The sequence below is a fragment of the Pseudomonas sp. GW823-FHT02F05 genome, assembly GCF_058797315.1.
In genome coordinates this window covers 85650-110667 of record NZ_JBXAJM010000011.1, presented here as the reverse complement: position 1 = coordinate 110667, position 25018 = coordinate 85650, and the positions used below count along the sequence as shown (strand labels likewise).

Annotated in this window: 24 protein-coding genes and 2 pseudogenes; 11 read left to right on the top strand and 15 right to left on the bottom strand. The window is 52.4% G+C overall.

Annotated elements, in window-relative coordinates; all coding sequences use genetic code 11:
• Positions 1-6 precede the first annotated feature (6 nt).
• The 6 genes and pseudogenes from AC1RAC_RS14915 to AC1RAC_RS14890 all read right to left on the bottom strand — a co-directional run bounded on the left by AC1RAC_RS14915 (position 7) and on the right by AC1RAC_RS14890 (position 6135).
• Positions 7-225, bottom strand: a complete 219-nt coding sequence (locus AC1RAC_RS14915; RefSeq protein WP_492616716.1) for a hypothetical protein — start codon at positions 223-225, stop codon at positions 7-9.
• A 108-nt stretch (positions 226-333) separates the two neighbouring features.
• Entirely contained in the window at positions 334-1158 is an 825-nt protein-coding gene (locus AC1RAC_RS14910) for an IS3 family transposase (protein WP_032901718.1), read from the bottom strand.
• An 8-nt stretch (positions 1159-1166) separates the two neighbouring features.
• Positions 1167-1469 (bottom strand): transposase, encoded by a 303-nt coding sequence (locus AC1RAC_RS14905; RefSeq protein ID WP_014717988.1) that lies wholly within the window; start codon positions 1467-1469, stop codon positions 1167-1169.
• Between the two features lie 68 nt (positions 1470-1537).
• On the bottom strand, positions 1538-2482 hold the full coding sequence (locus AC1RAC_RS14900; RefSeq protein ID WP_492616715.1) for a restriction endonuclease subunit S: 945 nt from the start codon (positions 2480-2482) through the stop codon (positions 1538-1540).
• Positions 2472-5481: pseudogene (locus AC1RAC_RS14895) on the bottom strand (type I restriction endonuclease subunit R). Before AC1RAC_RS14895 ends, AC1RAC_RS14900 begins: the two are co-directional and overlap by 11 nt.
• A 324-nt stretch (positions 5482-5805) precedes the next feature.
• A complete protein-coding gene (locus tag AC1RAC_RS14890) occupies positions 5806-6135 on the bottom strand; it encodes a hypothetical protein (protein WP_492616714.1) in 330 nt (109 codons plus the stop codon).
• Positions 6136-6671: 536 nt separating this feature from the next.
• On the opposite strand from AC1RAC_RS14890, the gene AC1RAC_RS14885 reads away from it, so the two are divergent.
• The 5 genes from AC1RAC_RS14885 (at position 6672) to AC1RAC_RS14865 (ending at position 11257) form a co-directional block, all read left to right on the top strand.
• Entirely contained in the window at positions 6672-7208 is a 537-nt protein-coding gene (locus AC1RAC_RS14885; RefSeq protein WP_492616713.1) for a LasR-specific antiactivator QslA, read from the top strand.
• A 1072-nt stretch (positions 7209-8280) separates the two neighbouring features.
• The gene (locus tag AC1RAC_RS14880) at positions 8281-9681 is read left to right on the top strand and encodes a YfjI family protein (protein ID WP_492616712.1); all 1401 of its coding nucleotides are present in this window, start codon (positions 8281-8283) and stop codon (positions 9679-9681) included.
• A complete protein-coding gene (locus tag AC1RAC_RS14875; protein WP_492616711.1) occupies positions 9674-10027 on the top strand; it encodes a hypothetical protein in 354 nt (117 codons plus the stop codon). Before AC1RAC_RS14880 ends, AC1RAC_RS14875 begins: the two co-directional genes overlap by 8 nt.
• On the top strand, positions 10011-10991 hold the full coding sequence (locus AC1RAC_RS14870) for an integrase domain-containing protein (RefSeq protein ID WP_492616710.1): 981 nt from the start codon (positions 10011-10013) through the stop codon (positions 10989-10991). Before AC1RAC_RS14875 ends, AC1RAC_RS14870 begins: the two co-directional genes overlap by 17 nt.
• The gene (locus AC1RAC_RS14865; protein ID WP_492616709.1) at positions 10988-11257 is read left to right on the top strand and encodes a hypothetical protein; all 270 of its coding nucleotides are present in this window, start codon (positions 10988-10990) and stop codon (positions 11255-11257) included. The genes AC1RAC_RS14870 and AC1RAC_RS14865 overlap by 4 nt, the downstream gene beginning before the upstream one ends.
• Before the next feature lie 271 nt (positions 11258-11528).
• Here the strand turns inward: AC1RAC_RS14865 and AC1RAC_RS14860 are convergent, their stop codons facing one another.
• From AC1RAC_RS14860 to AC1RAC_RS14820, 9 genes and pseudogenes are all read right to left on the bottom strand, one after another.
• Positions 11529-12143 carry a LysE family translocator gene (locus AC1RAC_RS14860; RefSeq protein WP_492616708.1) on the bottom strand — a complete coding sequence of 205 codons (615 nt, stop codon included), beginning with the start codon at positions 12141-12143 and terminating at the stop codon, positions 11529-11531.
• Between the two features lie 21 nt (positions 12144-12164).
• On the bottom strand, positions 12165-13295 hold the full coding sequence (locus AC1RAC_RS14855; protein ID WP_492616707.1) for an acyl-CoA dehydrogenase family protein: 1131 nt from the start codon (positions 13293-13295) through the stop codon (positions 12165-12167).
• 13 nt (positions 13296-13308) lie between these two features.
• Positions 13309-13779, bottom strand: coding sequence for a YbaK/EbsC family protein (locus AC1RAC_RS14850; RefSeq protein ID WP_492616706.1), 471 nt, complete (start codon positions 13777-13779; stop codon positions 13309-13311).
• Positions 13766-15361, bottom strand: a complete 1596-nt coding sequence (locus tag AC1RAC_RS14845) for an amino acid adenylation domain-containing protein (RefSeq protein ID WP_492616705.1) — start codon at positions 15359-15361, stop codon at positions 13766-13768. Before AC1RAC_RS14845 ends, AC1RAC_RS14850 begins: the two co-directional genes overlap by 14 nt.
• Complete coding sequence (locus AC1RAC_RS14840; protein ID WP_492616704.1) at positions 15348-16115, bottom strand: thioesterase II family protein; 768 nt, start codon at positions 16113-16115, stop codon at positions 15348-15350. The genes AC1RAC_RS14845 and AC1RAC_RS14840 overlap by 14 nt, the downstream gene beginning before the upstream one ends.
• A 4-nt stretch (positions 16116-16119) precedes the next feature.
• A complete protein-coding gene (locus AC1RAC_RS14835) occupies positions 16120-16389 on the bottom strand; it encodes a phosphopantetheine-binding protein (RefSeq protein ID WP_179029042.1) in 270 nt (89 codons plus the stop codon).
• Positions 16390-16414: 25 nt separating this feature from the next.
• On the bottom strand, positions 16415-17374 hold the full coding sequence (locus AC1RAC_RS14830) for a chlorinating enzyme (protein WP_492616703.1): 960 nt from the start codon (positions 17372-17374) through the stop codon (positions 16415-16417).
• Positions 17375-17404: 30 nt separating this feature from the next.
• Entirely contained in the window at positions 17405-18094 is a 690-nt protein-coding gene (locus AC1RAC_RS14825; RefSeq protein ID WP_330208588.1) for a GntR family transcriptional regulator, read from the bottom strand.
• Between the two features lie 493 nt (positions 18095-18587).
• Positions 18588-18770 (bottom strand): annotated as a pseudogene (locus AC1RAC_RS14820) (integrase); the annotation flags it as partial.
• A gap of 605 nt (positions 18771-19375) precedes the next feature.
• Between AC1RAC_RS14820 and AC1RAC_RS14815 the strand changes: the two are divergent.
• The 6 genes from AC1RAC_RS14815 (at position 19376) to AC1RAC_RS14790 (ending at position 25013) form a co-directional block, all read left to right on the top strand.
• Positions 19376-19858, top strand: coding sequence for a MaoC family dehydratase (locus AC1RAC_RS14815; protein ID WP_229999557.1), 483 nt, complete (start codon positions 19376-19378; stop codon positions 19856-19858).
• A 114-nt stretch (positions 19859-19972) separates the two neighbouring features.
• A complete protein-coding gene (locus AC1RAC_RS14810; protein WP_229999556.1) occupies positions 19973-20284 on the top strand; it encodes a hypothetical protein in 312 nt (103 codons plus the stop codon).
• 10 nt (positions 20285-20294) lie between these two features.
• Positions 20295-20993, top strand: a complete 699-nt coding sequence (locus AC1RAC_RS14805) for an SDR family NAD(P)-dependent oxidoreductase (RefSeq protein ID WP_290369867.1) — start codon at positions 20295-20297, stop codon at positions 20991-20993.
• Complete coding sequence (locus tag AC1RAC_RS14800) at positions 20990-22345, top strand: class I adenylate-forming enzyme family protein (protein WP_492616702.1); 1356 nt, start codon at positions 20990-20992, stop codon at positions 22343-22345. Before AC1RAC_RS14805 ends, AC1RAC_RS14800 begins: the two co-directional genes overlap by 4 nt.
• Positions 22346-22368: 23 nt before the next feature.
• Positions 22369-24084, top strand: a complete 1716-nt coding sequence (gene cmlS / locus AC1RAC_RS14795) for a chloramphenicol-biosynthetic FADH2-dependent halogenase CmlS (RefSeq protein ID WP_492616701.1) — start codon at positions 22369-22371, stop codon at positions 24082-24084.
• 98 nt (positions 24085-24182) lie between these two features.
• Positions 24183-25013 (top strand): class I SAM-dependent methyltransferase, encoded by an 831-nt coding sequence (locus AC1RAC_RS14790; RefSeq protein WP_492616700.1) that lies wholly within the window; start codon positions 24183-24185, stop codon positions 25011-25013.
• The last annotated feature ends 5 nt before the right edge of the window (positions 25014-25018 follow it).

Below are 25018 nucleotides of genomic sequence, written 5' to 3'. Positions count from 1 at the left end.
GCTGCATCAGTGCTTTCTTGTGGCTGTTGAGTGCGTCATGTTTTTGGGTTTCGCGGCGATCAGATCGTCTAGGGTGGTGAGGCAGTCGGCGATGCGTTGTTGTTCGGGCTGTTTCGGGAAATATGCCTCTAATTCAAGTATGACAACTCGCGATAAACCCGGAATCAGATTGCCGGAACCTAAGTCCTCGAAGCGGGACCTTTTAGTCAACAGGAGCTGGAACATAAAGCGACTTGATCCACTCTTTGAGCGAACGGCCATAAGTTGCCGCCCCATCGCTACTTCTGGGAGCGTTGATGAACTGGTCAAGTAATCTTGGACACCGATTAAGGTTCACGCCACCAACCTTTCCTTCGCGACCGGCGACCGGTAGTCGTTGTAGCTGTGAGGCCTGCTGATGTTGTAGCGCGAGACATAGCGCTGCACGTCTGCCCGGGCCTCATGTTCCAGTTTGTAGCCCGTTTCAGGAACCCACTCTGATTTCAAACTACCAAAGAAACGCTCCATGGGGGCGTTGTCCCAGCACTCGCCTTTACGGCTCATACTTTGTCTAAATCCGTGTTTCACAAGCTCGTTTCGGAATTTATGACTGGTGTACTGACAACCTTGGTCTGAATGAAACAACACATCCTGGGGGCGGCCGCGTAGCTCAACCGCCATGCGTAGCGCTTCGCAGGTCAGATTGGCATCAGAAATCATCGAGAACGACCAACCCACGATCCTCCGAGCGTACAAATCCAGAACGGCGGCGAAGTACATCCATCGCTTGCCGACCTTGATGTAAGTTACGTCGCCACACCACACCTGGTTAACCGCCGTTACATCAAATTTTCGCTTGAGCACGTGCGGCGCAACCAATGCCTCAACGCCCGGCGACTTGTACTTATGGCGCCTGCGCTGACGACTAGCGATGCCAGCTTCGCGCATCAAACTGCGAGCCATATAACGTCCGATACGATGCCCTTTGGCTTTTAGCTCCTTGGACAAAGTACGTGCGCCGGCCGACTCTCTGGACGCCCTGTGGTGCTTGACCAGCGCGGCTTTGAGCTTGTCCCGTTCAGGATTTGCTCTGCCCTGGCGCTGGCGCCAGGCGTAGAAACTACTACGGTTGATCCCAAACGCCCGGCAACACCTTTTAACGCCGTATTGCTCGTCCAGCTCATCGATCAGCGTGAATGATCTTTGGCGTCCAAAAGCAGGAGAGCACTGGCCTTTTTTAGGATTTCAATGTCCAGGTCTTTCTCCCTGAGTAGGGCTTTGAGCCTCTGGATTTCTCGCTGATCAGCGGTAATCGCCTTGGCCCCTACCGGGGTCGAACCCAGGCGTTCTTTCTGCACTTGATCGACCCAGCGGCGTAGAGCAGTGGGGCCGATATCTAGGCTGGCACAGACCTCAGTAACCGGCTGGCCTTCATCCAGCACCATGCTGGCAGCCTTGAGCTTGAACTCACTCGAATAAGATTTACGCATATCCAAACACCTCAGATTTGGGCGCTATCATAACGCCCGATTGAAGTGTCCAAAATCATTAGGCCAGTTCATGAATACCATATCTCACCAACGCCACTCCCTTTGACCGTGATCAACGTGTCTTCGATCTGTGAAACGCTCGCAGTCCGTTTCGTCCACTTAGTGACATTGGCAAGATCGTTTGTGAAATCAGACGGTCCTGTGAAGTAGGGGACTTCACCTTCTAAGCTGTAGTCGTCAGGTGACAGATGCATGCCAGAAATCAGATCGATCACTTCAGATAGGCGTTTGATCTCCCACTCCCCGGCGTCTTGGAATTCGGGGAAGCGGAGGCGGGGTTGGGTTTCGCCTTCGCGGGGGAAAAGCTGCTGCATCAGCCCTTTTTTATAAGACTTGAGCGCAGTCACTTTGCGGGCTTGCGCTGCGATCAGATCGTCCACCGAACTTAGGCACTCAGCGATTTTTTTCTGTTCGGGGAGTGTAGGGAGGTGAATCGGAAGTGGCTCCAATTCGGTAAAGTAGAGGTTTTTGACGTTTTGCCCCTCAACAACCTTTGCGAACTCCTTATGCAAGTTCCGGAAGTAATATGTATAGAACAATGCGTGTTGTTTGGTTTCCAGAACGCTAATCATTTCTCCAATAGCAATGCCTTTCAGAGGTAGGTAGGCACAGCTCTTCCCAAAATCATCGGGCTTCTCGCCGACGCGCGGAATCAGTATTTCTCCACCCTTACTGAATCGTAGCGTTTGTGGGTCGGTATTGGTCCGGGAGTAGGTCTCAGAAATAACCGGGCCAAACTTGGTATAAAGCTCCCCGTATCTGACGCATGGCGTGGGAGCATCCTCTGTCAAGGACCATTTTGGAGCACTCTTGCCGTAGTAAAAACGTCCCAGTGCTCCGATTGTTGTCGGCTCCCACGCGTCACTCCCTCGAAATTCAGGAAACCGCAGTTTCGGCACCAGCGCGGGCGTACTGTCATCCATCGCGCCGGTTGTTTTTGTCTTACTGCTCATACGCGCTGAGTCCTGATATGTCACGGCCTTGGGCACGTTTAATAAGTAGTTCGTGCAGTTCTTTCATCAACGCCTGTTCGGCTTGAGCGCGGGCCTTCCAGCCAAGGTCAAGCGGCGCCATCAGGTCACTGAGCTGTTCACCGTCGAAGATCATGCGTTGCAGAATGCCATCCACAAAGTCATGCAAGGCTGCTGGAGCTAGCTGGTGTTTGTTAGCAATCTCCGCGAGCTCTATTGCGTCTTTTTTTTGTTTAAAGCGGCTATAGCCCTCGCGGATAGCCGTTTCGCTCAGCCCCTCGCCGGCTTTGAGCGTGGAGATGTAGGAGGCAATGTTCTCGCGCTCGTTCATAAACTTGGCATCGGCCTGGATGAGACCAATAAGCTGATCGCGACTCATCTTTTGTTTGCTGGGCTCTTGTTGCGAGAAGCGTGACATCAGACCCACAATGTAGTCGTAGTCTATGACGGTCGAGGCGAAGAGCACGAACTCGAAGTCGAGCTGATCAACTGCTTCGGCCTTGCCATCTGTACCTTTACCGTTCTTATCTTGCTGGACCTTGAGGCGCTGGGCCGTTTCCAGGTAAGCGCCGCGAAAACCGAGTAGGTTTTCCTTGGGCAGGATGTGCTCGATGGCGGCGGCGTTGTCTTCCGTGAGGTCAGTGTATTGGTCGAGCTGGGTTTTGAGGCGCTGCACTTCCTTGAAGCGACTGATAAAAGTAGCGCGAGCATCGTCGCCTTTTAGATTATGCACGGCCTCCGGTGCACAGGCCAGGCCTTGAGATTGCATGAAGTCATCCAGCTCTTGTACGGCAGCCTGTAGTTTTTCAATAACCACCGGGGCCTTGTCCACCAGCCAGATTTCGCGGGCGGGTTTGCCAGACTGATCGCCGGAGAACCGGGAAATGGCGATATCCACTGCTTCTTGCTGTTGGCGGAAGTCAAGAATGTTACCGTAGGGCTTGGTGCTGTTAAGTATACGGTTGGTGCGCGAGAAGGCTTGGATCAAACCGTGGTACTTGAGCTTTTTATCTACGTAAAGGGTGTTCAGATACTTAGAGTCGAAGCCTGTCAGCAGCATATCGACTACGATAGTGATATCGATTTTCTGCGTATGTGGGTGGTCAGCATTGGGCCATTGTTGATCTTTGATGCGCTTTTGCACGTCTTGGTAGTAGAGGTCGAATTCGCTGATGCTGTGGTTGCTGCTATAGCGTGCGTTGTAGTTGTCTAGGATGGCTTTGAGCGCTGCTTTTTTGCCTTCTGGGTCTTCTTCGTTGTCGTGCTTCTCTTGCGGCAGGTCTTCCTGAATCTGCTTTACGTCCGCATTGCCTTCGGCGGGCGGCGAGAATACGCAGGCGATATTCAGCGGCTGGTAGTCAGGGTCTGCCAGTTGTTTGGCATGTTGCAGCTCGGCAAACAAACTGTGGTATTCAATGGCGTCGTTGATGCTGGTCGTCGCCAAAATGGCATTGAAACGGCGTTGGGCGGTGGCCATGTCGTGCTTGGCGAGGATGGCTTCGATCACCGCTCGCTTAGCCAAGCCCTCCCCAGGCTTGGGTATTTTTTTGCCTTCTGGTTTGAAGTAGTCGATATGGAATCGCAGCACGTTAGCGTCTTCAATCGCATGGGTAATGGTGTAAGCATGTAACTGCTTCTGAAATAGCTCATCAGTGGTTTGATTAGACGCTTGCTGATCTTCTACTTTTATCCGTGAGGCATTCTCGTCAAAGATGGGGGTGCCGGTAAAACCAAAGAGCTGCGCTTTGGGAAAGAACTCTTTGATGGCTTTGTGGTTCTCGCCAAACTGGGAGCGGTGGCATTCATCGAAGATGAACACAATGCGTTTGCCGCGCAGCGGGGCCAACTGCTCTTTATAGGTGAGTTGGTCATTCCGCTTGCGCTGCTTATTACGTTTGCTGCTTTCATCCAAGGCGAGGCCGAGCTTTTGGATGGTGGTGACGATCACCTTGTCGGCGTAGTCCTCGGACAACAGACGGCGCACCAGCGCCGCGGTGTTGGTGTTTTCTTCGACGCACCCTTCCTGGAACTTGTTGAATTCCTCACGGGTCTGGCGGTCGAGATCTTTGCGGTCGACCACAAAGAGGCATTTCTCAATCTCTGGGTTGTCCTTGAGCAGAGTGGAGGCTTTGAATGACGTAAGTGTTTTGCCGCTGCCGGTGGTGTGCCAGATATAGCCATTGCCGCAGTTTTGTTCGATGCAGTCAACAATGGCTTTGACCGCATAGACCTGATACGGGCGCATCATCATGATCTTCTGCTCAGTAGCGACAAGCACCATATAGCGGCTGAGTGTTTGGCCAAGCGTGCATTTGATGAGGAAGGTCTCGGCGAACCTGTCCAGGTAGGTAATTTTTTTGTTTGTCTCGTCAGCAAACTGATAGATGGGCAGGAAGCGCTCATCGGCGTTGAAAGAGAAGTGACGAGCGTTATTGTTGGCAAAGTAATAGGTGTTGTCGCGATTGCTGACGATGAACAGCTGCAGGGAAACACAGCAGAGTTTTAGTGTAGCCGTTACCAGGGACGTTTTTGTATTCGACGATTTGCTCCATCGCGCGCCGTGGGTTGACGCCCAGCGTTTTCAGCTCTATTTGGACGCACGGCACACCATTAATGAGGATGAGCACATCGAAGCGATGGTGGCTGTTGTCGGTATTGATGCGCAGCTGGTTGACCACCTCGAAGCTGTTTTTGCACCAGTCTTTGATGTTGACCAGCGTGTAGTTCAGCGGAGTTCCGTCTTCGCGGGTGAAGGCATTACGCTCGCGCAAGGTGCGCGCCGCAGCAAACACGTCAGGGGTGACGATCTCGTCTAGAAGGCGAGCGAATTCGCCATCAGTGAGGCGAACGCGGTTGAGGGCCTCGAATTTCTCGCGAAAATTGTGCTCTAACGAGGTGCGGTCAGTGATGTCGGAGCGGTAGGTGTATTTGAGCTCAATTAGCTTGTCGATAAAGCCCTGTTCGATTTTTTGCTCACTCATTGAGGGTGCTCTGCGCTCTTCGTATGCCTGATAGTAGAACATGACTAATGTGAGTCTTCACGGGTCAACTGGAAAAGGACCTGCAGTTGCTGCCCGGGGACGTGGAAAAGAAGGCGGATTTATTCATAGGCTGCCGTCCGCTTTTGGCCGGTTTCTGCCCGTGGCTACCCTCGGCTGGGGGACTGGTGGCCAGTCAAATTGGATGGAGCGCTAGTGTCAAATCCAGCCTACGATACGAATAGCGTAACTGAGGTTTGAGGCCTTAATCGACACGAACTGGTCGGTCGGATGACCTGCGGCTACAGAAAGCGAGTTAATGTCCGCTTACATTGACTTGACCGAAATCACCTCCACAAACCTAAATCTTTTTCTGGCCTTCTTGGTAGCTTCCTGCTCCGCAGCTAGTGAGCTAAGTGTATCGGCCTCATGTTCTATCTCGTGCATATTGCCCTCGAACTCATTACCTACCCGCAGTGTGACTCTCAACCTGGGCGTAAAAGCTTTTGAGAATTTATTCTTTGCTACCTTTGCCGGTTGCACGATTACGACATCCGACACGGTGTCTTGCGCTTGTGAGTTAATTGCTGGGGTAGGGGGCTCAGACTCACCGAATAGCGCGCGGCGCATTTCTTCTTCCGTCAACTCTGTATTCATACCATTTCTCGAGAGGGAGCCATGTAGCGTGATGGATTCTACCAGCATGTCCGGATTTTGTAGTCGCTGGGTCAGAGGTGAAGCGGTAGATCCACCAGGCGCCGGCAAGCATCAACGTCTGGTCGTAGCTTTCATTCGGATAAGAGCTGATTTCTACTGCAAGCTTGTGTTGTCGCGGCTTCACATTTACGCTTTGCCCCGTCGCGGTCAATCCCGTGACCGGGTGTCGCAACCTGTAAACACACACGAAGGCGCGGTTCAGCGCCATAGCGAAAGCAAAGTAGTTGGCGCCTTTTTAGGTCTAGCTACTGCATTTCTATGGTAGGCCGTGCGGGGCAGGCTAACGCCTGGCCGGTTTTCCTTCGTGTGCCGGTTTGCGACCCCCGTACGGTCTGCCACCCAATCGTGTCGCAACGACGGTTGGCAGCTCCTTAATTACACGAAGGAGATAAGGAAAATGGCATGCCCACCTTTTAAGCTCGTGCGCCACCCCGGCCCAATGGTTCAAGCTGCAAACTATCTCGGAGGATTCCGCGATGTTTGATCTTTCGCTTCTCATCGGTCTCCCCAAGCCCAACAGCATCGATACTTCATCGCTTACCTCTGAAGATGCAGCGATTAAACTGCGGCAGGCTGCCACTCTACGGCTTAACGGAGCCCAGAGTATTCTGCTTCATTTTCCGCAAGACGTTGAGTTGGCAGTAGAGCTGTTGGATGACGCCGCCGTGTTGTACGACAAGGCATTCCGAAATTTAACTGGTATTCCAGCTCAAAGCGTTCATCAACAGATCCATGAGTATGTCTCTGTCCCATCTGCTGAAGGCTCTCCTGCCATCCAAACCCCGTGGGGCGATGAGTTCGCTCCGATAATTAAGGACGGTGTTCATTGCGCGGAGACTTGGCTTGAAGGCTCATCATTACCGTTATGGTGGGCGCTGTCTCAGAACAGAAAACGCCATCGTCCAGGTGATCCCCAAGAGGCATTTGAAGCAGGTTTTTTGCTGCGGCTGCAGCAGACGCTGATCATGCGGCGTGAGGCCCTCGCTTCCCAATCAACCCGCTTTGATGCCTGAGTCTGTAATTGACGTTTAAGATTTGCTTTTCCCGCCAAACCCTTCGATCAAGCGATCTTTGATCGCGCTGATCGGAGGGTTCACTCGCTTTTTTTTTCGAAGCCTCCGCGTTCCACTCTCCCATTTTCAAATTTGATTAATGCCACGCTTGCTTTCACCCGTCAGTAATTCCCCGCGATCCTGTCGGGCGCAACGCTATTCAGTGTATGTGCGAATCTTTTTTTTCGTTGGGCATGGGTGTAGGTGTGGCGACAGCGGCGACGCCGGCGACACCCCACGTAGAGTGTGGGCTGGGGAATGGCGACAGAAGTGGCGACAGTCGCCACTTTCTGAGCATTTTGGCCGTGACGCTTGACCGTCTTTTCGAGTGGGTATAAGAATTGGGGCACGGATCGTTGTCGTTGACAGCACCAGCCCAGGTAGCCAGAACCTTCAAGGCTACGCCACTTGTTGGTGGTTCTCCCTAAGTGCGATTAGCGTCCGGTGGCTCGCGCGGTCACTCCCAAGAGTGATGGATGCCTACTCGACTGATCTGCCCACTGCGGCAGACGATGGACCTTCCTCGCTGCACTGCAGACACCTCACCTCTCGGCACACTTCGCTGCGCCAATCCGCGCCCGTCTCTTTCTCCCGGAAAGAGACGGGCGCTCGTAGCACTGCTGCAAGCCACGTCGTACAGGGCATTGCCTCAATTCTCCTCGTGACAATCGGCCTGACAAATCCGATTCGTCGCCATCCGCAACGACACAGGCACCGGTGCCGCAGCCTATGGAAAAGCTGCACCTGACTGACAGTCAGGCATGCCCCAGGCGTCGATGTTGTTGCCTTCTCCCACCCAGGATCTCCAGGTGCCGAACTCGTCAGTCGGCGCAGCCTCCACCCGCCCCGCATCTTCGGATGCGTCTAAGGAGGTCAGATTCATGGGTTTATGCCCTCGCTCCCGGTCGTAAGGAGCCGTGCGTTCCGCGTCAGTGAACACCTCACAGGCCGCAGGGGCCTTGATCCCTGATAACACTCAACAGCCGTGGCGGGAGTACGTGAGGACAGCCAGCAATCACCGAGGAGAGGGCCCATGCAGCAGTTAGATCCGAAGCTTGAACTACCACTACCACCTCGACCGCTGATTGAGTCGAATGCCATAGTTGAGCCTTATCCAGTCCAGGCACTGGGTGGGATTCTTGGGTCTGCGGTTGAGCGAATGGCCGAGGTAATCGGCGTGCCCCAGGCACTGGCCGCGCAATCGGTGTTGGCCGCCTCGGCGCTGGCGACCCAAGGTCATGCGGGCTTACAGCTCGACGGGAGAAATTATCCCCTGTCGCTGTACCTGATCACGGTGGCCGCGTCAGGTGATCGCAAAACGGCGGCAGATCGATGTGCCTTGCTGCCAGCACGGCTATGGGAGCGTGAACAGTGGCAGCGCTACCGCGAACAACTTGCCCGCTACCGTGCCGCACAGCGACAAGCGCAGCGTATCAACCCTGCCGATCCCGCCCCCACAGGCAGCGTACCGCTCGAAGCGGAGCCTTCGGCCCCTCGGTTGATCACCACAGACCCGACGATCGAGGCCCTGGTCAAGGGGCTCTGCCATGACTTGCCGAGCATGGGGCTGTTCTGTGACGAAGGAGGACAGTTTCTCGGCAGCAGCACCATGAGTAGGGATAACCGTTTGAAAGCGGTCACGACCTTGTCGTCACTCTGGGACGGTAGCCCGATTGATCGTGCTCGCTCCATGGTCGGTGAAAGCTTGCGAGCTTATGACCGACGCCTGAGCCTGCACCTAATGCTGCAACCGTATTTAGCCATGCAGTTACTCAGTGATCCGTTGCTTCAGGGGCAAGGCATTCTCGGTCGCTGCCTTATGACCTGGCCCACGAGTCTTGCTGGACAACGTAGCTACCAGGCTGTCGACTTATCCAAAGACGCTGCCCTAAAGCGCTATCACTACCGCCTTTCGGCGCTGTTTCATCAGCCTTGGTCATTGTCTCCTGATGGTGCTCTGCAGCTATCACTGCTGACGCTCAGTCCATTGGCCCGTCGTCGCTGGATTGATCTGCATGATGCTATCGAAGCCCAATTGGGTGAGTTTGGGGAACTGGCTGGCGTGCGGCCCAGCGGATCAAAGGCCGCCGACAACCTGCTGCGCATCGCGGGCATCCTGGCAATGGTGGAGGAGAGCAGTGTCGTGGAAGTCGGCCATATCCAACGGGCCTCGGCCTTAATCGGCTACTACCTCACCGAGATCCAGCGCCTGACCGAGCAGGAGCCGGTGTGCCGAGTAAAGGAAGAGGCTGATCGGCTGCTGCGCTGGCTGCAGGTCAAGGATTGGAAGCGCTTCAGTATTCGAGACCTGAACCGCAACGGTCCCCGTTTTGCCCGTAAGAGCAGTCGTCATACCGCCAAGCTGTTGGTCGAGTTGATTGATCATCAGTGGCTCATCACCGACGGCCACACCTTCGAGGTGCGCCATGTTTAATCTCGATGAAGCGCTGCGCAACCATCTGGCTCAGCGTCAAAAGGAGCCCAAAGCGCGATTTGTCGCCGCTACTGTCGCCACTTTGTCGCCACGCTCAAAACCAGGCAGGACAAGGGGTGTCGCCGCTGTCGCCAGTGTCGCCATCACCCATAAAGCTATCGCCTCGACGACAGCCATTATTCAATGGTTGAAAGAGGAGGGTGCGCATCTTTACGTCACCAACAACACGCTGTGTTTTCGCCCGACTGATTGGGCTCAGCTCGCCATCGTAAGTGCGCACTGGCAAGCCCTGTTGCATGATCTCGTTGCTGTTGATCAGGAGCAGAAAAATGGCTCGCGTCGGTAAGCGAGCGGGGCGCAATTTTGGCTTTGGTCGCCAGCTCAGCTATGCCGGACCGCAAGCCCTGAAAGATCTGTTTGGCGACGGCCATTTCGCTACCGTCAAAGCCCATAGTGATCGCTGGCAGGCGTTCGTGATTTGGTGTCGATCCGAGGATGGGCCGAGGCTGAATGACGCGCGACACATTGATCGCGAGATTCTCATGCGGTACGCCGTCCACGTGCGGGAGCAGGTTGATCAGGGCAACGTCGGCATTGCCACCGCGCAGAACCGACTGTCCAGCGTGAACCGAACGATGGCTGCGCTGCGCGGTGATCAATACGTCAAAATCCCGAGTCTGAGTAAAGCGCTTGGCTTGCAGCGCTCAAGCGTGCGTAGTGAGGCTCCGCAAGGCCAAGACCGTGCGCGGGTCGAGTTGATCGCGCGGGCGCTGTCAGAGCGAGGTCAGCAACGAGTGGCCGCAATTGTGCATCTGGCCCGGGAGACTGGTATGCGCTTGCGTGAAGCGATCTTGGCGGACCTGCCGCGACTGCAACGTGAGGCCGGGCAACTGGGCAAGATCAACATTCAGGACGGCACCAAAGGCGGTCGATCAGGGGCCTCTGCACCGCGCTGGATTACGGTAACGGATCAAGTTCGCGATGCCCTAGATTGGGCCAGCGCGACCTCGCCTAATGGCAGTCGGAATTTGTTGGCGCCCGATGAAAGCTACAAAGACTTCATACAAAAAGTCGTGCGGCCGGCACGGGACCTCCTGCATGAGCAAGGTTTGAAAGGCTTTCATGAACTGCGGGCGGCTTACGCCTGTGAGCGCTATGAGCAACTGACCGGCTTTTCTGCACCCGTTAATGGTGGCCGTGTTCATCAAGATGATCGAGCGCTCGATAAGCATGCACGCCAGCAGATCAGCCACGAGTTGGGACATAACCGCATCGATGTGGTGAGTGCCTACATCGGAGGTCGGCGATGACGTCCGAGTTCAACATAGCGTTGTTTCTGAGCCCTGTGCTCAAAGGTGCGCATGCCACGCGGCAGCGGCACATTAGGCAAGCAGAAAGGATGCACGAGGTGATTCGTGAGCGCTGGGGGCGCGCGACTCCCTGGTCCTGGAGGGAAAAGCACGTGAGATGGTTTCTGGAGCACTATTTACGATGCTCAGCTCCAGCTACCATCTACTACTACGAGTTAACAGCAGGGTTGATCCGCCGTAGAAAGGCAAAAGTCGTGGTTGTCTGATAGACCTTAAGCGTGAGCCCGTGAGGATGGAGTGCGCAGTATTCACTGGGTGTCGGGATTCGCTGTAATTAGCCCGGTATGGCACTTCGGACATCATCTCTATCAACATGCGCCCGCGCGACGTCGATTAGCTCCGGACGCTACCCACGCTCGTTCAGGATGGTGTTAGCCATGGAGCGGATGCCGTGACTGACCAAGAGGGGGCATATTTTTAAATAGGGACATCGTCCTTATCATCAGAATAGGGTAGGTGATTTCTAACGGCAGTTATTCACCACAGGCTGATCGATATTTTCACCAGAAAGATTGAGCTTGCAGCGATCAATATGGCACCAAGAGTCCCATTGGCTCGGCGTAAGTGTGGGCGCAACCAGTTTTTAGCGAGCAGGAAAACTCCAGAGGCAACCACTAAAACCAGTCCTTTGAGCAAGCTATAGCTTAGTGAGTATAGTAATGCGATCGTCAAATGGGACCTGTTTTCCCCGAGTAGCAAGGGAAACAGAAGGGAGAAAAATACCAAGGTCTTGGGATTGAGCAATCCCGCAAAAAAAGCCTCTAGCCAAGCGCCGTGGAAACGGTGTGCTGTGTCAAGGCTATAGGGGCTTGGCCAATATGCATGCCTCAAAATCCTTATGCCGATGATGAGAACGTAGCAGGCACCTGCTAACTGGATGCCTACGACGAGCAGGTTTGAAGCCGCAATCACTGCGCCCAGGCCATAAAGCAGAAGAGCGGCGGTGATCAATGTACCGCCGAGGTCGGCAAGCAGGCGTCGTACGGCAAACATCCAGCTGTAACGCAGACTGTTACGTACCACGAGGATTGTCGAGGGACCAGGCGACAAAATTGGCAGCAGTGAAAGTCCGAGAAAATTGACCATGTCCATGGTGAATGCCTTTTTGGAGATTCAACTTGCTGGCGTACTGTCGAAGATCATGTCGCGCATCAGTTCACTCGCGCCGGCGGCTATCGTGCCGGCCATGGCGTCTCGATACACGCGTGCTACCTCGGAGTTAGCCTGATAGCCCTGCGCACCATGCAGTTGCGCGCAAGCCTGCGCGGCGCTGAGAGCGAGTTCGGTGGCGCGCAGTTTGAGAATGCAGGCGGAGCGGGTGTCAAGTTGACCTTGGCTGTGCTGCCATGCCACCTGATAGGCATAGTGCTGCAGGACTTGTTGTTCGCCGACGAGGTCGGCCAGGCGGTGCCGGACACTCTGTTTGTCGCTGAGTGGGCTGCCCTGGAGTTGATGTCTACGAACGAAGCCGTCGAGTAGACGGATGCTGTGGCGGGCCCCCCCGAGGGCTAGAAGACCTGCGACCAGGCGTTCAAAATCCAAGCCCTGCATCAGATAAAGTAGCGCCTTGCCGGATTTGCCGAGCACATTGCAGGCCGGCACCGCCACGTGGGTGAAGTCGAGATCGCAGACGTCGGCGCTGCACCAGCCGAGCATTGGGCGCGACGTGCGCACCAGCCCCGGGCTGTCGCCATCGATCAGCAACAGGCTGCTACTGCCCAGGGCATGTTGGCCTTCGCCGCTACGCACCAGGGTTACAATCACCGAGGCGCGGGAGCCATTAGCGATATAGCGTTTGCTGCCCTCAACGATAAAGCCGTTAGCCGAGGGCTGCGCCCTGCATTGCATCTGGCTGAGATCGCTGCCGGCGTGTTCTTCGCTGACAGCCAAAGCGGTGATGGTCCGTCCCTGGCGAATGCCAGGAAGGTAGCGCTGGACTTGTTCTTCGCTACCGAACAACTCCAGATAGGCGCTGGCCATGTAGGCATGGACCCCAACTGAAGCACGGATACCGGCGTACCCCAGCGCACCTAGCTCTTCAAGGAACACAGCGCTTTGCAGGAAGCCTTCGCCACGCTTCGGCAAGCCGAGCAGACCGTGCTCGGCCAGGCTCTGCCAGGCGTTTTCGCAGAGATGTCCATGCTCTTCGGCAGCCTCTGCCACGGGCAAAAGCTGACTCTGCAGGATCTGGCGCACCTGCAGGGCGAATTGGCGATGGCTGTCGCTCAGGTAGGGGCTGGGCATGGTCGGTTCGCTTTTATTTCACCGAGATCACTTGGTGTGCCGAGATGAAGTCGGTCAGACAGCCGGGAATTCTGAATACGGCATTAGGGGTACCGGCCGCGGCCCAAATTTCGTCGAACGCCAGTAGATCTTCATCGACGAACAGCTTCAGCTCTTGCTTATGTCCGAGAGGCGGAACGCCACCGATGGTGAAGCCGGTCACCTCTTTGACGAAGTCAGCATCTGCCTTGAAAATCTTGTCGCCGACCAGGCGCGAAATGGTCTTTTCGTTCACTCGGTTCGGCCCGCTTGCCAGTACCAGCACCGGAATATTGTCGCGGGTGCGAAAAATCAGCGACTTTACGATTTGGGCCTTTTCGCATCCCAGCGCTTGGGCGGCATCGTCGGCAGTGCGGGTCGAGTTCGGCAATTCCTGAACGGTCAGGTCGAGGCCGCGCTCGTGAAGGGTGTCCTGGAATTGCTGAGCGCGTTTACTGATTGTCATAAGCGGGTTCTCCCGATGGATGAAGCGTAGATATCAGTCGCCGATGATCGATCTTGCCGGTGGCGGACAGCGGCAGGATTTCGCAGAGTTGGATGTGGCGTGGAACCATGTAGGCCGGCAGCTGCGTGGCCAGGCTAAGACGCAGTTGCTCCGGGCAACACGAGGGGTCGACGGCGATCACGAAAGCGACCAGCGCCTTCTCGCCCTGCGGTGATTCAGTAACGGTAATGACGCTTTGCCGCACCTGCGGGTGGCGGTTGAGATGGTAGGCAATTTCCCCCAGTTCGATTCGAAAGCCGTTGATCTTCACCTGGTCATCAATACGTCCTTGAAACACTATCGCACCGTCTCCGCGGAAGTAGCCTCGGTCCCCGGTGCGATAGAGCCGTTCCTGGCGTTCGCCGATCAGGCATTCAAAGAAGCGCTCGCGGTTGACGTCTGGCAGCCCGAGGTAGCCTGGGGAAAGGCCGGGTCCGGCGAGACAAACCTCGCCGCTTTGACCCTGTTCGCAGAGGCGATCCTGGTCAATCAGGTAGACGCGGGTGTTCTGGATCGGGAAGCCGATTGGGAGGGCGGTATCCTCGTCGCGCAGCTCGCAGAGCGGATAGTACGTCGCGAATGTTGTGCTCTCTGTCGGGCCATAGACGCTGACGATCCGTGCCGGCCCGTATCGCTCCAGGGCTTTGGCCATATGCCGCAGAGAGTGTGCTTCTCCGCCGGTGAGGACGGTACCGACACTGTCCAACGCCTGTGGCATTTCGTCGATCAGGGTATTGAATAGGGCTGTGGTCAGAAACAGCACGCTGATCTTTTGCGTCTGCAGGACGTGCTGTAGCCGCGAAGCGCGAATGTACACGTCCGGGTAAAGCACACAGGTGCCGCCGAGCAGCAGGGCACCCCAGATTTCGAAGGTGGCCGCATCGAAGGTCGCAGGCGCCATTTGCAGCAACCTGCTGTTCTCGTCCAGGCAGGCGTAGCGGGCGTTGTATACCAGGCGGGTAATGCCCCGGTGTGGGATAGGCACGCCTTTGGGCTTGCCTGTGGAGCCGGAGGTAAAGTTGATGTAGGCGATGGCGTCGGCTTCGATTGTGAGCGGCGGGTCGCCTCGATCCTCAGTCGCTTCTGCAACAGCACTGGGTGCCAACACGTGGTAGCGGGAAAAGCGGGTGTCGTGTCTGGTGTTTTCGCTTCCCATCAGGTAGTCGCAGCATGCTTGGCCTAGCACTTCATGAATACGTTGCGCCGGCCAACCCGCATCGATGGGCAGGTAGCTCGCTCCAGCCTTCAGGATCGCCAGGAGCGCCACGATCAGTTCGGTGCTGCGCGGTAGGCTGACGGCTATTACATCGCCAGGTTGTACGCCCTTGGCGAGCAGGTACCACGCCAAGTGGTTGGCGTGGGTGTTCAACTGTTGATAGCTACACTCATGATCCTGATGCCATATGGCAATGGCGTTCGGGTGGCGCGCTGCGGTGCGGGAGAACAACTCGCCGACCGAAAGGTGGTCCGGATAAGGTACGTGGGTTTGGTTGACTTGTTTGTGCAGCGCCAAGGCTGAAGGGGTTAGCTCAAGCGTTTGCATGCTGATTCCTCATTCGAGTGGTCAAGCTGTGCAGCAGTTGATGGCGATGGCTGTCGAGGAAAAAGTGATCGCCATCGATCTCGATCAGCTCAAATTCTTTCGAGGTATGGATGGACCAACCTGCCATGCTGGCTTGTCGGTCGATCGGGTCGTGGCGGCCGAAATAGGCGTGTATGGGAATCTCTAACGGTTGCTCATGCCAGTCCTCCCAAATTTCCGAGAGCCGCATGTCGCTGCGCAGTGCTGGGAGCATAATGCGCATCAGAATCTCGCTCTGTAGTACCGCCAGCGGCGTCCCGCCCATGGTGTGTAGGGCTTGATGGAAATCCTCGGCGCAGAGTTGATGCAGATAAGGCTGCGCTTGTCGGCTGGCCGGGCTGCGGCAGCCGCTGACGAACAAACGGTGGGTCTGGCCGGGATGGCGATAGCGGATTTTCTGAGCCAGTTCGTAGGCCAGGCGTCCGCCGAAGCTGTGCCCATAGAGCGCATGGGGTGCATTAAGATAGGGCGCCAGCACCTCGAGGCAGTCCTCGATCAGTGGCGACCATTCCTCATACGGCGTTTCCTTGATTCTGGAACCTCGGCCGGGCAGGCGTACGGCGAGCAGTTCCACGTCTGCGTCCAAACCATTCACCCAACTGCGAAATAGATCGGGGTTACCTCCCGCATAAGGGAAGCAGATCAGACGCAAGCGCGGACGAGTCCGGGGGCGGGGCACCAGAAGCCAGCGCTCATCGTATGCTTGCCCGGACATATCCTCAGATCTCCGTCAGGGCGTTAAAGTGTTTTGCGTTACGTTGAATGCAGGTAGCAATGTCACTTACAAGGCTCTGTGCGAAGAGATCCTCAGGGGGCAAACTGTCCTCGCCAAAATGCTCCTCTGCCTTCGCAATCAGGCGGATGGCGCTGAGTGACGTGCCTCCTGCGGCGAAGAAGTCGCTGCTGGCATTTTCCACACGTAGCCCCAATTCGCGGCAGGTATTAATCAGCCAGAACTCGATTTTGCCGATTTCTCCTACGTTACTCATGCTCTGTTCTCCTTCTTTATCTGGCTCAGCGCCGAGGGAATTGGAAGCCGTTGCAGGTGCGATCGACAAAACGGTTGTGAGGGAAACGATTATCCCCGGACACCAATACGCAACCGAACTTGTCCAGGCTGGCCTGGCCGCCGAATTCCTCGAGAGTGTTCGAGTACGGATAGACTTGCACTGAGGTCGGCAGATAACGGGCGGCGAAGCCCAGGCGCATCTGGTCGGTCAGGCCGTTGTGCGGGTGCGAGGCATGCATAAGGGTCGACCAGAAAATGATGAACTGGCCTTGGCGCATGACCATGGATTTGGCCTGGGACTCGTCGGGCTTCCAGTTCGGGTCTTTCTGCAGTTGTCGATAGTCATAACCGAAGAAGCCCCGACGGACGCCGTCCTTTTCCATCTTATTGATGGCGTCGGATTGGTAATCCATGGTCTTCGATTCGTCGTAGTTCATGGTCCGGTGAGTACCGGGAATGAACTGCAGACAACCATTTTCAATGGTGGCATCGGTGAATGCGGCCCAGACGGTGATGGTGCCGCCGAACTGGGCGTCTTCCGGCCAGACTATTTGAGGATGCTTGGAGCCGGCAACGTTAGAAAAATTGTCGGCTTGGTGCCAGTCGGTGCCTTCGTCGCCGGGGTACTTGGGAAAGAACTCGGTGCGCCAGCAAAGTGTGTCACGCCCAAGGATGCTCGACACCCGATCGACGATTTCTGGACGGGTAATGTGCTCTGCGAGGAAGTCGACGTCCAGGTGACGGTCATAGTTGGACAGGTTCGTTATCCCTGACACTGCCTTGTCCTGGCTATAGATCGCTTTCTTGGTGTTGAGCAGTTTGGGCCGTAGAGCTTGTAAGCTGCGCTCCATTTCGTCCTTGTGATAAAGGTCGAAAGGCCCTATGTAACCGTCACGGTGGAACTTCTCCAATTCATTCTGGCTGAGACTAAAATCTAGGTCAGGGGAACGTACCTGTTCTTCCATTTGACACCTCACGGGTTTGTGGATCGTGCTTTAACTGGTCATCTGTTTTTCCAGATAGTTTTTGAATGTGTCGCAAGCCCGCTGTAGGTGCTGGCGCAACACAGAGGCCGCCTCTTCGGGGGCTCTGGCTTCAGCAAGCGACACTAATGCCTTGTGGTCGTCCTGTGCCATTTCTCCCAGCCCCATAGCCGAGAGGTGAAGTCGCAAGAAGCGCTCCTCTTCCTGCAATTCAATGTCGATCAGACGCAGCAGCTTCTTGTTGGGCGTGCGTCGATATAGAGACATGTGAAATAGCCTGTTGAGGCGTCCAAGGCTCTCCAAATCTGTTTCACTTTCCATAGCAACAATGTGTTCCCTAGCTTGTTTGAAATCCTCCTTGCACAGATTGGGAATTGATTGGCGTAACGCCTCCGGCTCAAGCAACAGGCGTATGGCATATGTTTCGACGGCATCGTCAACATTCATCTGAAGTACGATGGCGCCTTTGTTGGGTACATTTCGTACCAGCCCTTGAGCCTCGAGTTTCAACAGCGCCTCGCGGACAGGCATACGGCTAACGCCGAACATGCGGGCTAGCTCCTCCTGCCGTAAGGCTGTACCGCCCGCCAGGCGACCGTTCAAAATCCCATCCCTTAACGTTTCCTCCACAAGATTTCTTGATAGCGGGACCTGAGCATTTATTTCAGGGAAAGCATTTTTAAGGTCTGCTGTTGATTTCAATGTATTCTCATTTTTCTCATTGGATCCTGGAGCCAATTTATAATGCAGCTCTCCGATTGCGTCAATATCTTAGGACGTTCGTGCTTACGAGAGATCAGGGGAGGTCCTAGCTGCACAATTTCTTGCTATCCAAGCGTGTCTCATACTATGGCCCTTGTGAAACAGAGGATTAGCAGGTCTGACGCGGTGGCCAGTCGCCTTTCGGGTGAAGCGTGAGCCATTGGGTGGTGCGATGATATGGTTCATGGACGCAAGGCAATTTCCAGCAGCCATTGAGGAGTAGTTATTAAGAACAGATCGAATTTTCAGTGCTGTTCGGGTGGTAAAGACGAGCAGTGAGTCAATTAGAACTAGACCGGTCCGCATCCTTCAGCAATGAGCCCCTAAACATGGGAATGCGGAGCCTTCCCATGTTTAGGGGCTTGGCATGAGCAGCACAGGCAAACAAAGGATTCGGCGACAGCCGCCAGCTCCATTACCGTCACGTGAACCTTCAGCGTATCGGGACAACATTGCGGTGCCGGGTTTGGTTAATGGCACACACCGAAAGGCTGCCCATGGCCGCCTTCTGGATATGTTCACTCCACCAGGCCATCATCGGACGTCGGCGTTCTATGTAATCCGCCCGTTGCGTGGGATTGAGGTCGACTGATGAAAGGCGCAATGGCTTGTCCCAAAAAAGCAATGGTGACGCGCGGTAATGATGCTATGGGTGCATGAGCGAATTGCCCCCATTTCTCTGACCTGATCGAATCTCAGGACAATAGGCGTGAGTATTTCTCACTGTCAATCATCGTTCCAGCGCGCGAGATCATCGAAACAGACTGCTATCGTCTGTTGAAAGGGCTACTACTGGACTGCCGTGAGCATTGACGGAATGCTTTGGTTGCCCGACTCGGAAAAGCATACCGTTTATCTGATAAGTTTGAAGAGACATGCTGAGAGTCCGGTTGGTATCTGTTGGCGTGATCTCAATAAGAATAGGAAGTTAGCGATCTTTCCTCGAAATGCACTGAAAAATTGCCTTTCCTCTGTGAAGGATTTTTTTCTTGACACCTCCCCAAATCCGAGAGAAGTGTAAAAAAACATCAAATCCAATCTATATCTTCGGTTAAGAACAAAGGTTCGTAACAGTCATAAGGCCATAAGGCTTAGGCGAATGAACGGACTACTGAATTAAGGGATTAAAGGCGATGTCGCTGATGGATCATTCATAGATTAAACGGATCGAACCTAACCTAATCAAGGCTTTGGCTATCTATATATAAAGGAAATAATAAAATGACACTATCAAAATTTTCTGCCCCTATTAATGACCGATATTTTGAAGATTATATAGAGGGTTCAATATTCGAATATGGACCAATTGACGTAAGTGAATCTGAAATTATTGAGTTTGCCAAGCAGTTTGATCCTCAGGTAATGCATTTAGATCCACGTGCTGCTGCGAGTGGTCCCTTCCAGGGTCTAATTGCTAGTGGGTGGCATACGCTGGGGTTGATGATGCGACTATTTGTTGATAATTATCTGTCGTCTGTCGCTAGCCGAGCCTCACCGGGGGTTGATGAAATACGTTGGTATAAACCTGTTCGTCCAGGTGATCAACTACGGTTACGCATCTCAATTCTGGAAACCAAACTTTCTCGCTCTAAGCCTGATCGAGGCATGGTCATTTCGTTGCTCGAAGGTATCAACCAAGATGAGGAAGTTGTAGCAAGTGTTAAACCGATGAATTTGTTGGCGCTGCGTAATCCCGCGGTTTAATAGTGTTCAAGATTTTAGGGTTTTTAGATGTAATGAACGATGTAATGTACGTCGGAATATTCTAAAAATTTGACTTTTCCATAAACAATGCGCTATTGCGCTGTAGGTAACAACATGCCAGCCAGAGCAGATATTGATATCGTTGTGAGAAAAGCATTGACTGAGAGCGTTGCCAGCCAAAGCAATGGATTAGCGGTCGAGGACATAAACAATATTACTATATATGGGATGGATGGTTTGTTTGATTCGTTGCAGCTGGTAACGCTAATGATGCGAATCGAAGAGTTGATTGCTGATAAGTTTGACTTGTCTTTATCTTTGACATCTGATCGTGCTATTTCCCGAAAAGTAAGCCCATTTCAAAGCCCATCGATATTAGTGGACTTTGTCATGGAAGAAATACTTGCTTTAGAAACAGCTAAATAGGCTGCCTTTCGTGTTAATCCTTATCACAGGAACCAGGACTGGATTAGGTAAAATGCTGGTAAAGTATTTAATTGAGCGGGGGCATACGGTCATCGGTTGCAGCCGTAGAGAGGGAATGAGAATGCCTTCTGGCTACATACACTTTAACGTAGATCTGACTCATTCAGAGTCTGTAACGGCAATGTTCCATAAAATAAGAAAATCATATGGATATATAGACGCGCTTGTAAATAATGCAGGGGTATCAATTATGGAGCCTTTTTTATTAAGTGACTTAGATAGCACCAAGCGACTTTACAATCTTAATGTTTTTTCCGTGATGCAGTGCTGCCGTGAAGCAGTAAAATTGTTGAAGAATAGCCGCTCCGGATCCCCATCAATATTAAATATTTCTTCCGTCGCCAGATTTTTTTCCCTGGAAGGGCATCTTGCTTACGCCACTAGTAAGGCGGCGGTCGAGCAATTGACGCGCTCTCTTAGTCGGGAAGTTGCACCGTTGAATATTCGTGTAAACACTTTAGGGCTGCCGCCACTACGAACAGCACTTACAAGAACTTTAAAAAAAGAAAAGATTGAAGCGCTTATAGCGCGCCAGGCAATAAAGCGCCCTTGTGAATTTCTAGATATCGTGGGTCCGGTAGAGTTTCTTCTTTCCGATGCGTCAAGTTTTGTATCAGGTGAAACTCTCTATTTAGGAGGGGTCAGATGATGGATATACACTGGCTGAACAGTATGGAGAGCAGAGGTGGGCGCGTTGCATTGATCGATGGAGACATCGTGCTTTCATATGTGCAGACTGCTCACAGAGTCAGGGATTTGGTTGACTGCTTCATGCAATCTGGCATCGCGCCGGGCCACGTAGTGATACTGCACGGAAATTATTCCATTGATGGTATTCTGGCTTTTATCGCGTTGGCTGCGATTAAAGCGATAGTTGCTCCTGTTACAAATTTTACACCCGCTACTGAAGAGACGCTGAAAGTGTCTTGCGACGCAAGCTTCATTGTTAATGCTTTTAACGGGATAACAATCGAGCCTTGTCTTGGTCAATCGCGCCATCCTCTATACTATTCTCTCAAGTTGCGTGATGCCTCGGGATTAATATTGCTTTCCAGTGGAAGTACTGGAAGACCGAAAGCGATTTTGCACAATTTGGATCAGTTGATCTCACGAAAAGACAAGGTGTCTAAGGGGCGCCAGCTAATAGTTGTTCTGTTTCTTATGTTTGATCATGTTGGCGGGGTAAATACATTAATTAACATACTATTCTCTGGTAACTGTGCGGTGGTTGTAAGGGAAAGAACGCCGGAGCGAGTATGCAAAGAGTTGGAACTGCATAAGGTACAAGTCCTGCCGGCAAATCCAACATTCCTGAATCTAATACGTCTCGGGGACTTTCACGAGCGATATGATTTGTCGGCATTGAGACTTATTACCTATGGTACAGAGGCAATGCCACCACAACTCTTACTTTATTTACGAGATATATTCCCCCGGGTACGACTACTGCAAACATTTGGCACATCTGAAACAGGGATAGCTGGAACGCAAAGTGCGTCTTCTCAAAGTACTCGATTTAAGATCGTTGATGAGGGTTTTGAACATCGTATTGTTGATGGTGAGCTTCAGTTGAAATCACCCAGCCAGTTTCTTGGATATCTTAATGTCCCAAATACCTCGTTAACGGATGATGGGTGGTTTCGTACCGGGGATTTGGCAGAGTTGGGGAGCGATGGAGATATACGAATATTAGGTCGAATAAAGGAAGTGATAAATGTGGGTGGCGAGAAGGTCTTGCCACTTGAAGTTGAGTCCTTGCTTCTTTCATGTCCATTAGTTTCGGATTGTGTAGCCTATGGGCTAAAAAACGCTATTACGGGACAAGCAGTCGGCGTGAGTATAAAGCCAGCATACCCAATTAATGGTGATGACTTAAGAAAGGAAGTCATGAATTTTCTCGCTGGGAAGCTAGAAAGATTTAAAATGCCCGTGAAGATCACGGTTGTTGATGAAATTGTTGTTTCAGAGAGATCGAAAAAAAAACGTAATATTGAGTTTTAACTGCGACTCGAAGGAGAACAGGTATGTTGCCAAGCAATGTTATCATCATGGGTGGTGGGCCGGCTGGATCTGTGGCTGCTCTGACGCTACTCAGATTGGGGCACAAGGTTACTCTGTATGAAAAAGAGATATTTCCTAGATATAGGGTTGGAGAGTCGTTTCTTCCAGGAACTATGTCGATATTCAATAGATTAGGGTTGCAAACACTGATTGACGATGCTCAGTTTGTTAAAAAGCCTTCCGCGACTTTCCTTTGGGGGCAAAATCAACCCCCATGGACCTTTTCATTCTCAACTCCAAAGAGCGCGACTGAATGGATCTTTGATCATGCGATCCAAGTCAAAAGAGACGTGTTTGATCATCTACTATTGAAGGAGGTTATTGCCCGAGGTGGTAATGTTCACGAAGGAGTAATGGTAACTAAGGTTGATTTGAGTGATCCCGAAAAAGTAACTTTGGAAGTGCGGCAGGATTCTTCATTGTCGATGGTCTCCGGAGACTATTTAATTGATGCGTCGGGAGCAAATAGCATTCTTGCTCGGCAATTGAAAATTCGTCGATATGATGAGTTTTATCGTAACCTCGCCGTATGGTCCTATTTTTCCTGCCCTGACCCATTCCGGGGAGACTTGCGCGGAACAACCTTCTCAATAACATTTGAGGATGGATGGGTATGGATGATTCCGCTTGAAGGCGATGTTTACAGCGTTGGAGTGATCGTTGATATCAGTAAGGTTGAAGAGGTAAAGAAATTCGGTCCCGATGAGTTTTATAAACTGACATTGGCCAAGTGTTTCCGTGCAAAAGAAATTTTGGGAAATGCGAAGCAAATTGATCAGGTCAGGGTTGTTCGTGATTGGTCATACGACACAAGTACATTCTCCAGTGGGCGTTTTTTCCTTTGTGGTGACTCCGCTTGTTTTACAGATCCCTTATTTTCACAGGGTGTGCATCTTGCTTCACAGTCTGCTGTCTGCGCCGCCTCGGCGATCGATTATCTCTCACAGTACCCTAATGAAAATTCAAAAATCCATGAATGGTACAAAAGCACTTATAGTGAAACATATGAGCAATACCACGAATTTCTAGCATCTTTTTATACTTATGCTTCATTCACTGAACCTGATTCTGAGTTTTGGAATAAACGAAGAATAGTGGAGAGTGAAGATGATCGCTTCAATCGACGTCAATGGTTCGATCAGCTCTCGGATAAGGCAGCCCAAGGACACGAATGGGTAATTTCGGATTTCAAGGATCGGGCATCTACAATGATTGCACTTGGCCGTCATAGTCGAAATGAATTATCAGATGCTTTTTCTGACGCAGAGTTGACGCCGATGAGGGTCGGCTGGATTGGCAAGCTTTTAAAACAATTATCTAGCATATCAGAGTTTAGTTGGAATGGAAGAGAGGTGATCTTGCAGGACTACTATAAGGTCAATCCACTCAGTTTCAAGCTTGAACCGAAAAAGGTATTGTCTGACGGCCAAAAGCGCATGACTAAATATGCCGCAACCTCTAAGGTTAGAGATATATTTTCCGATTTATCAATAGAGAAATTTGATTACAAAACGTTGATTAATCGATTGAACTCAGCCGGATGCTCCGAGCATGCTTTGCAGATGGTGATTCGCCTTTTTGAGGCAGGTTTGTTGTCGGGTAAAAATTCGACGGGTGAGAAAGTTCATATACAAGATCGTTTGCGATTTGATGGGGTCGGTATCGAGTATGAGGTTTAGCTCAAGGTTACAATATTTGTGTTTTTCATCGAACTGTTTCTTTTATGGCGCGATGATAAATGATTTATTTTGGCATTCTCACAACCTTGGAGATCCAAATGGAAATCGATGAAGAGTTTAAAGCGCATTATGCCCGACCTGACTTGGAGCAGAAAATTTTCGCTGCGCTGCATGCGAGTGGGAAAGATACGGAAAACCTGATCTTCGAGGACCTAGCGCCGGTGGATGAGATTCATATAGGCGGACGTCAAGCAACTGTTGATCTGGCCGAGAGGTTAGGGTTGTACGAAACTATGATTGTACTGGATGTCGGGTGCGGATTAGGTGGGGCAACTCGCTATTTTGCAAGTACGTTCGGTTGTGACGTTTACGGTATAGATTTGGCGCCTGATTATATTAGTGCGGCGTCAGCTTTGGCCGCCCGAGTAGATGGAGGATTTAGGGTTAGTTATCAACAAGCGAGTGCGCTTGCGCTTCCTTTTTCCGATGACTTTTGTGATGTCGTGACCATGATGCACGTCGGAATGAATATTTCTGATAAGCAGATGTTGTTCAATGAGGTCAGGCGTGTACTGAAGCCTGGGGGGAAATTTGGGATCTACGACGTGATGCGGGTTGGACGCGGTGATGTTTTGTACCCCGTCCCTTGGGCATCAAATCCCAGCACAGATTTCATAGCACCTCTCGATGAATATCTTGTGTGTCTGAAAGGGTCGGGGTTTACGGTAATCAGTGAGATAGACCGTTGGAAGTTTGGTGTGGCGTATTTTGAAAAATTACGAAACGTGACACTTGAGCAGGGGGTATCGCCACTAGGACTGCATATTTCATTAGGCGTTACTGCTATGAGACAGATGGTTAATATCTCAACTCTGATAAAACAGAGGGTACTCAGCCCAATAGAAATTATATGCAAACTTTCAAAATGAGGCCC

Excerpts from the sequence above, each read along its gene's own strand:
- AC1RAC_RS14815 (WP_229999557.1), top strand. The coding sequence starts at position 19,376 with ATGACACTATCAAAATTTTCTGCCCCTATTAATGACCGATATTTTGAA.
- AC1RAC_RS14890 (WP_492616714.1), bottom strand. The coding sequence starts at position 6,135 with ATGAATACAGAGTTGACGGAAGAAGAAATGCGCCGCGCGCTATTCGGT.
- AC1RAC_RS14835 (WP_179029042.1), bottom strand. The coding sequence starts at position 16,389 with ATGAGTAACGTAGGAGAAATCGGCAAAATCGAGTTCTGGCTGATTAAT.
- AC1RAC_RS14880 (WP_492616712.1), top strand. The coding sequence starts at position 8,281 with ATGCAGCAGTTAGATCCGAAGCTTGAACTACCACTACCACCTCGACCG.
- AC1RAC_RS14790 (WP_492616700.1), top strand. The coding sequence starts at position 24,183 with ATGGAAATCGATGAAGAGTTTAAAGCGCATTATGCCCGACCTGACTTG.
- AC1RAC_RS14900 (WP_492616715.1), bottom strand. The coding sequence starts at position 2,482 with ATGAGCAGTAAGACAAAAACAACCGGCGCGATGGATGACAGTACGCCC.
- AC1RAC_RS14870 (WP_492616710.1), top strand. The coding sequence starts at position 10,011 with ATGGCTCGCGTCGGTAAGCGAGCGGGGCGCAATTTTGGCTTTGGTCGC.
- AC1RAC_RS14875 (WP_492616711.1), top strand. The coding sequence starts at position 9,674 with ATGTTTAATCTCGATGAAGCGCTGCGCAACCATCTGGCTCAGCGTCAA.
- AC1RAC_RS14850 (WP_492616706.1), bottom strand. The coding sequence starts at position 13,779 with ATGACAATCAGTAAACGCGCTCAGCAATTCCAGGACACCCTTCACGAG.
- AC1RAC_RS14800 (WP_492616702.1), top strand. The coding sequence starts at position 20,990 with ATGATGGATATACACTGGCTGAACAGTATGGAGAGCAGAGGTGGGCGC.
- AC1RAC_RS14830 (WP_492616703.1), bottom strand. The coding sequence starts at position 17,374 with ATGGAAGAACAGGTACGTTCCCCTGACCTAGATTTTAGTCTCAGCCAG.
- AC1RAC_RS14845 (WP_492616705.1), bottom strand. The coding sequence starts at position 15,361 with ATGCAAACGCTTGAGCTAACCCCTTCAGCCTTGGCGCTGCACAAACAA.
- AC1RAC_RS14915 (WP_492616716.1), bottom strand. The coding sequence starts at position 225 with ATGTTCCAGCTCCTGTTGACTAAAAGGTCCCGCTTCGAGGACTTAGGT.
- AC1RAC_RS14810 (WP_229999556.1), top strand. The coding sequence starts at position 19,973 with ATGCCAGCCAGAGCAGATATTGATATCGTTGTGAGAAAAGCATTGACT.
- AC1RAC_RS14885 (WP_492616713.1), top strand. The coding sequence starts at position 6,672 with ATGTTTGATCTTTCGCTTCTCATCGGTCTCCCCAAGCCCAACAGCATC.
- AC1RAC_RS14860 (WP_492616708.1), bottom strand. The coding sequence starts at position 12,143 with ATGGACATGGTCAATTTTCTCGGACTTTCACTGCTGCCAATTTTGTCG.
- AC1RAC_RS14905 (WP_014717988.1), bottom strand. The coding sequence starts at position 1,469 with ATGCGTAAATCTTATTCGAGTGAGTTCAAGCTCAAGGCTGCCAGCATG.
- AC1RAC_RS14855 (WP_492616707.1), bottom strand. The coding sequence starts at position 13,295 with ATGCCCAGCCCCTACCTGAGCGACAGCCATCGCCAATTCGCCCTGCAG.
- AC1RAC_RS14840 (WP_492616704.1), bottom strand. The coding sequence starts at position 16,115 with ATGTCCGGGCAAGCATACGATGAGCGCTGGCTTCTGGTGCCCCGCCCC.
- cmlS (WP_492616701.1), top strand. The coding sequence starts at position 22,369 with ATGTTGCCAAGCAATGTTATCATCATGGGTGGTGGGCCGGCTGGATCT.
- AC1RAC_RS14865 (WP_492616709.1), top strand. The coding sequence starts at position 10,988 with ATGACGTCCGAGTTCAACATAGCGTTGTTTCTGAGCCCTGTGCTCAAA.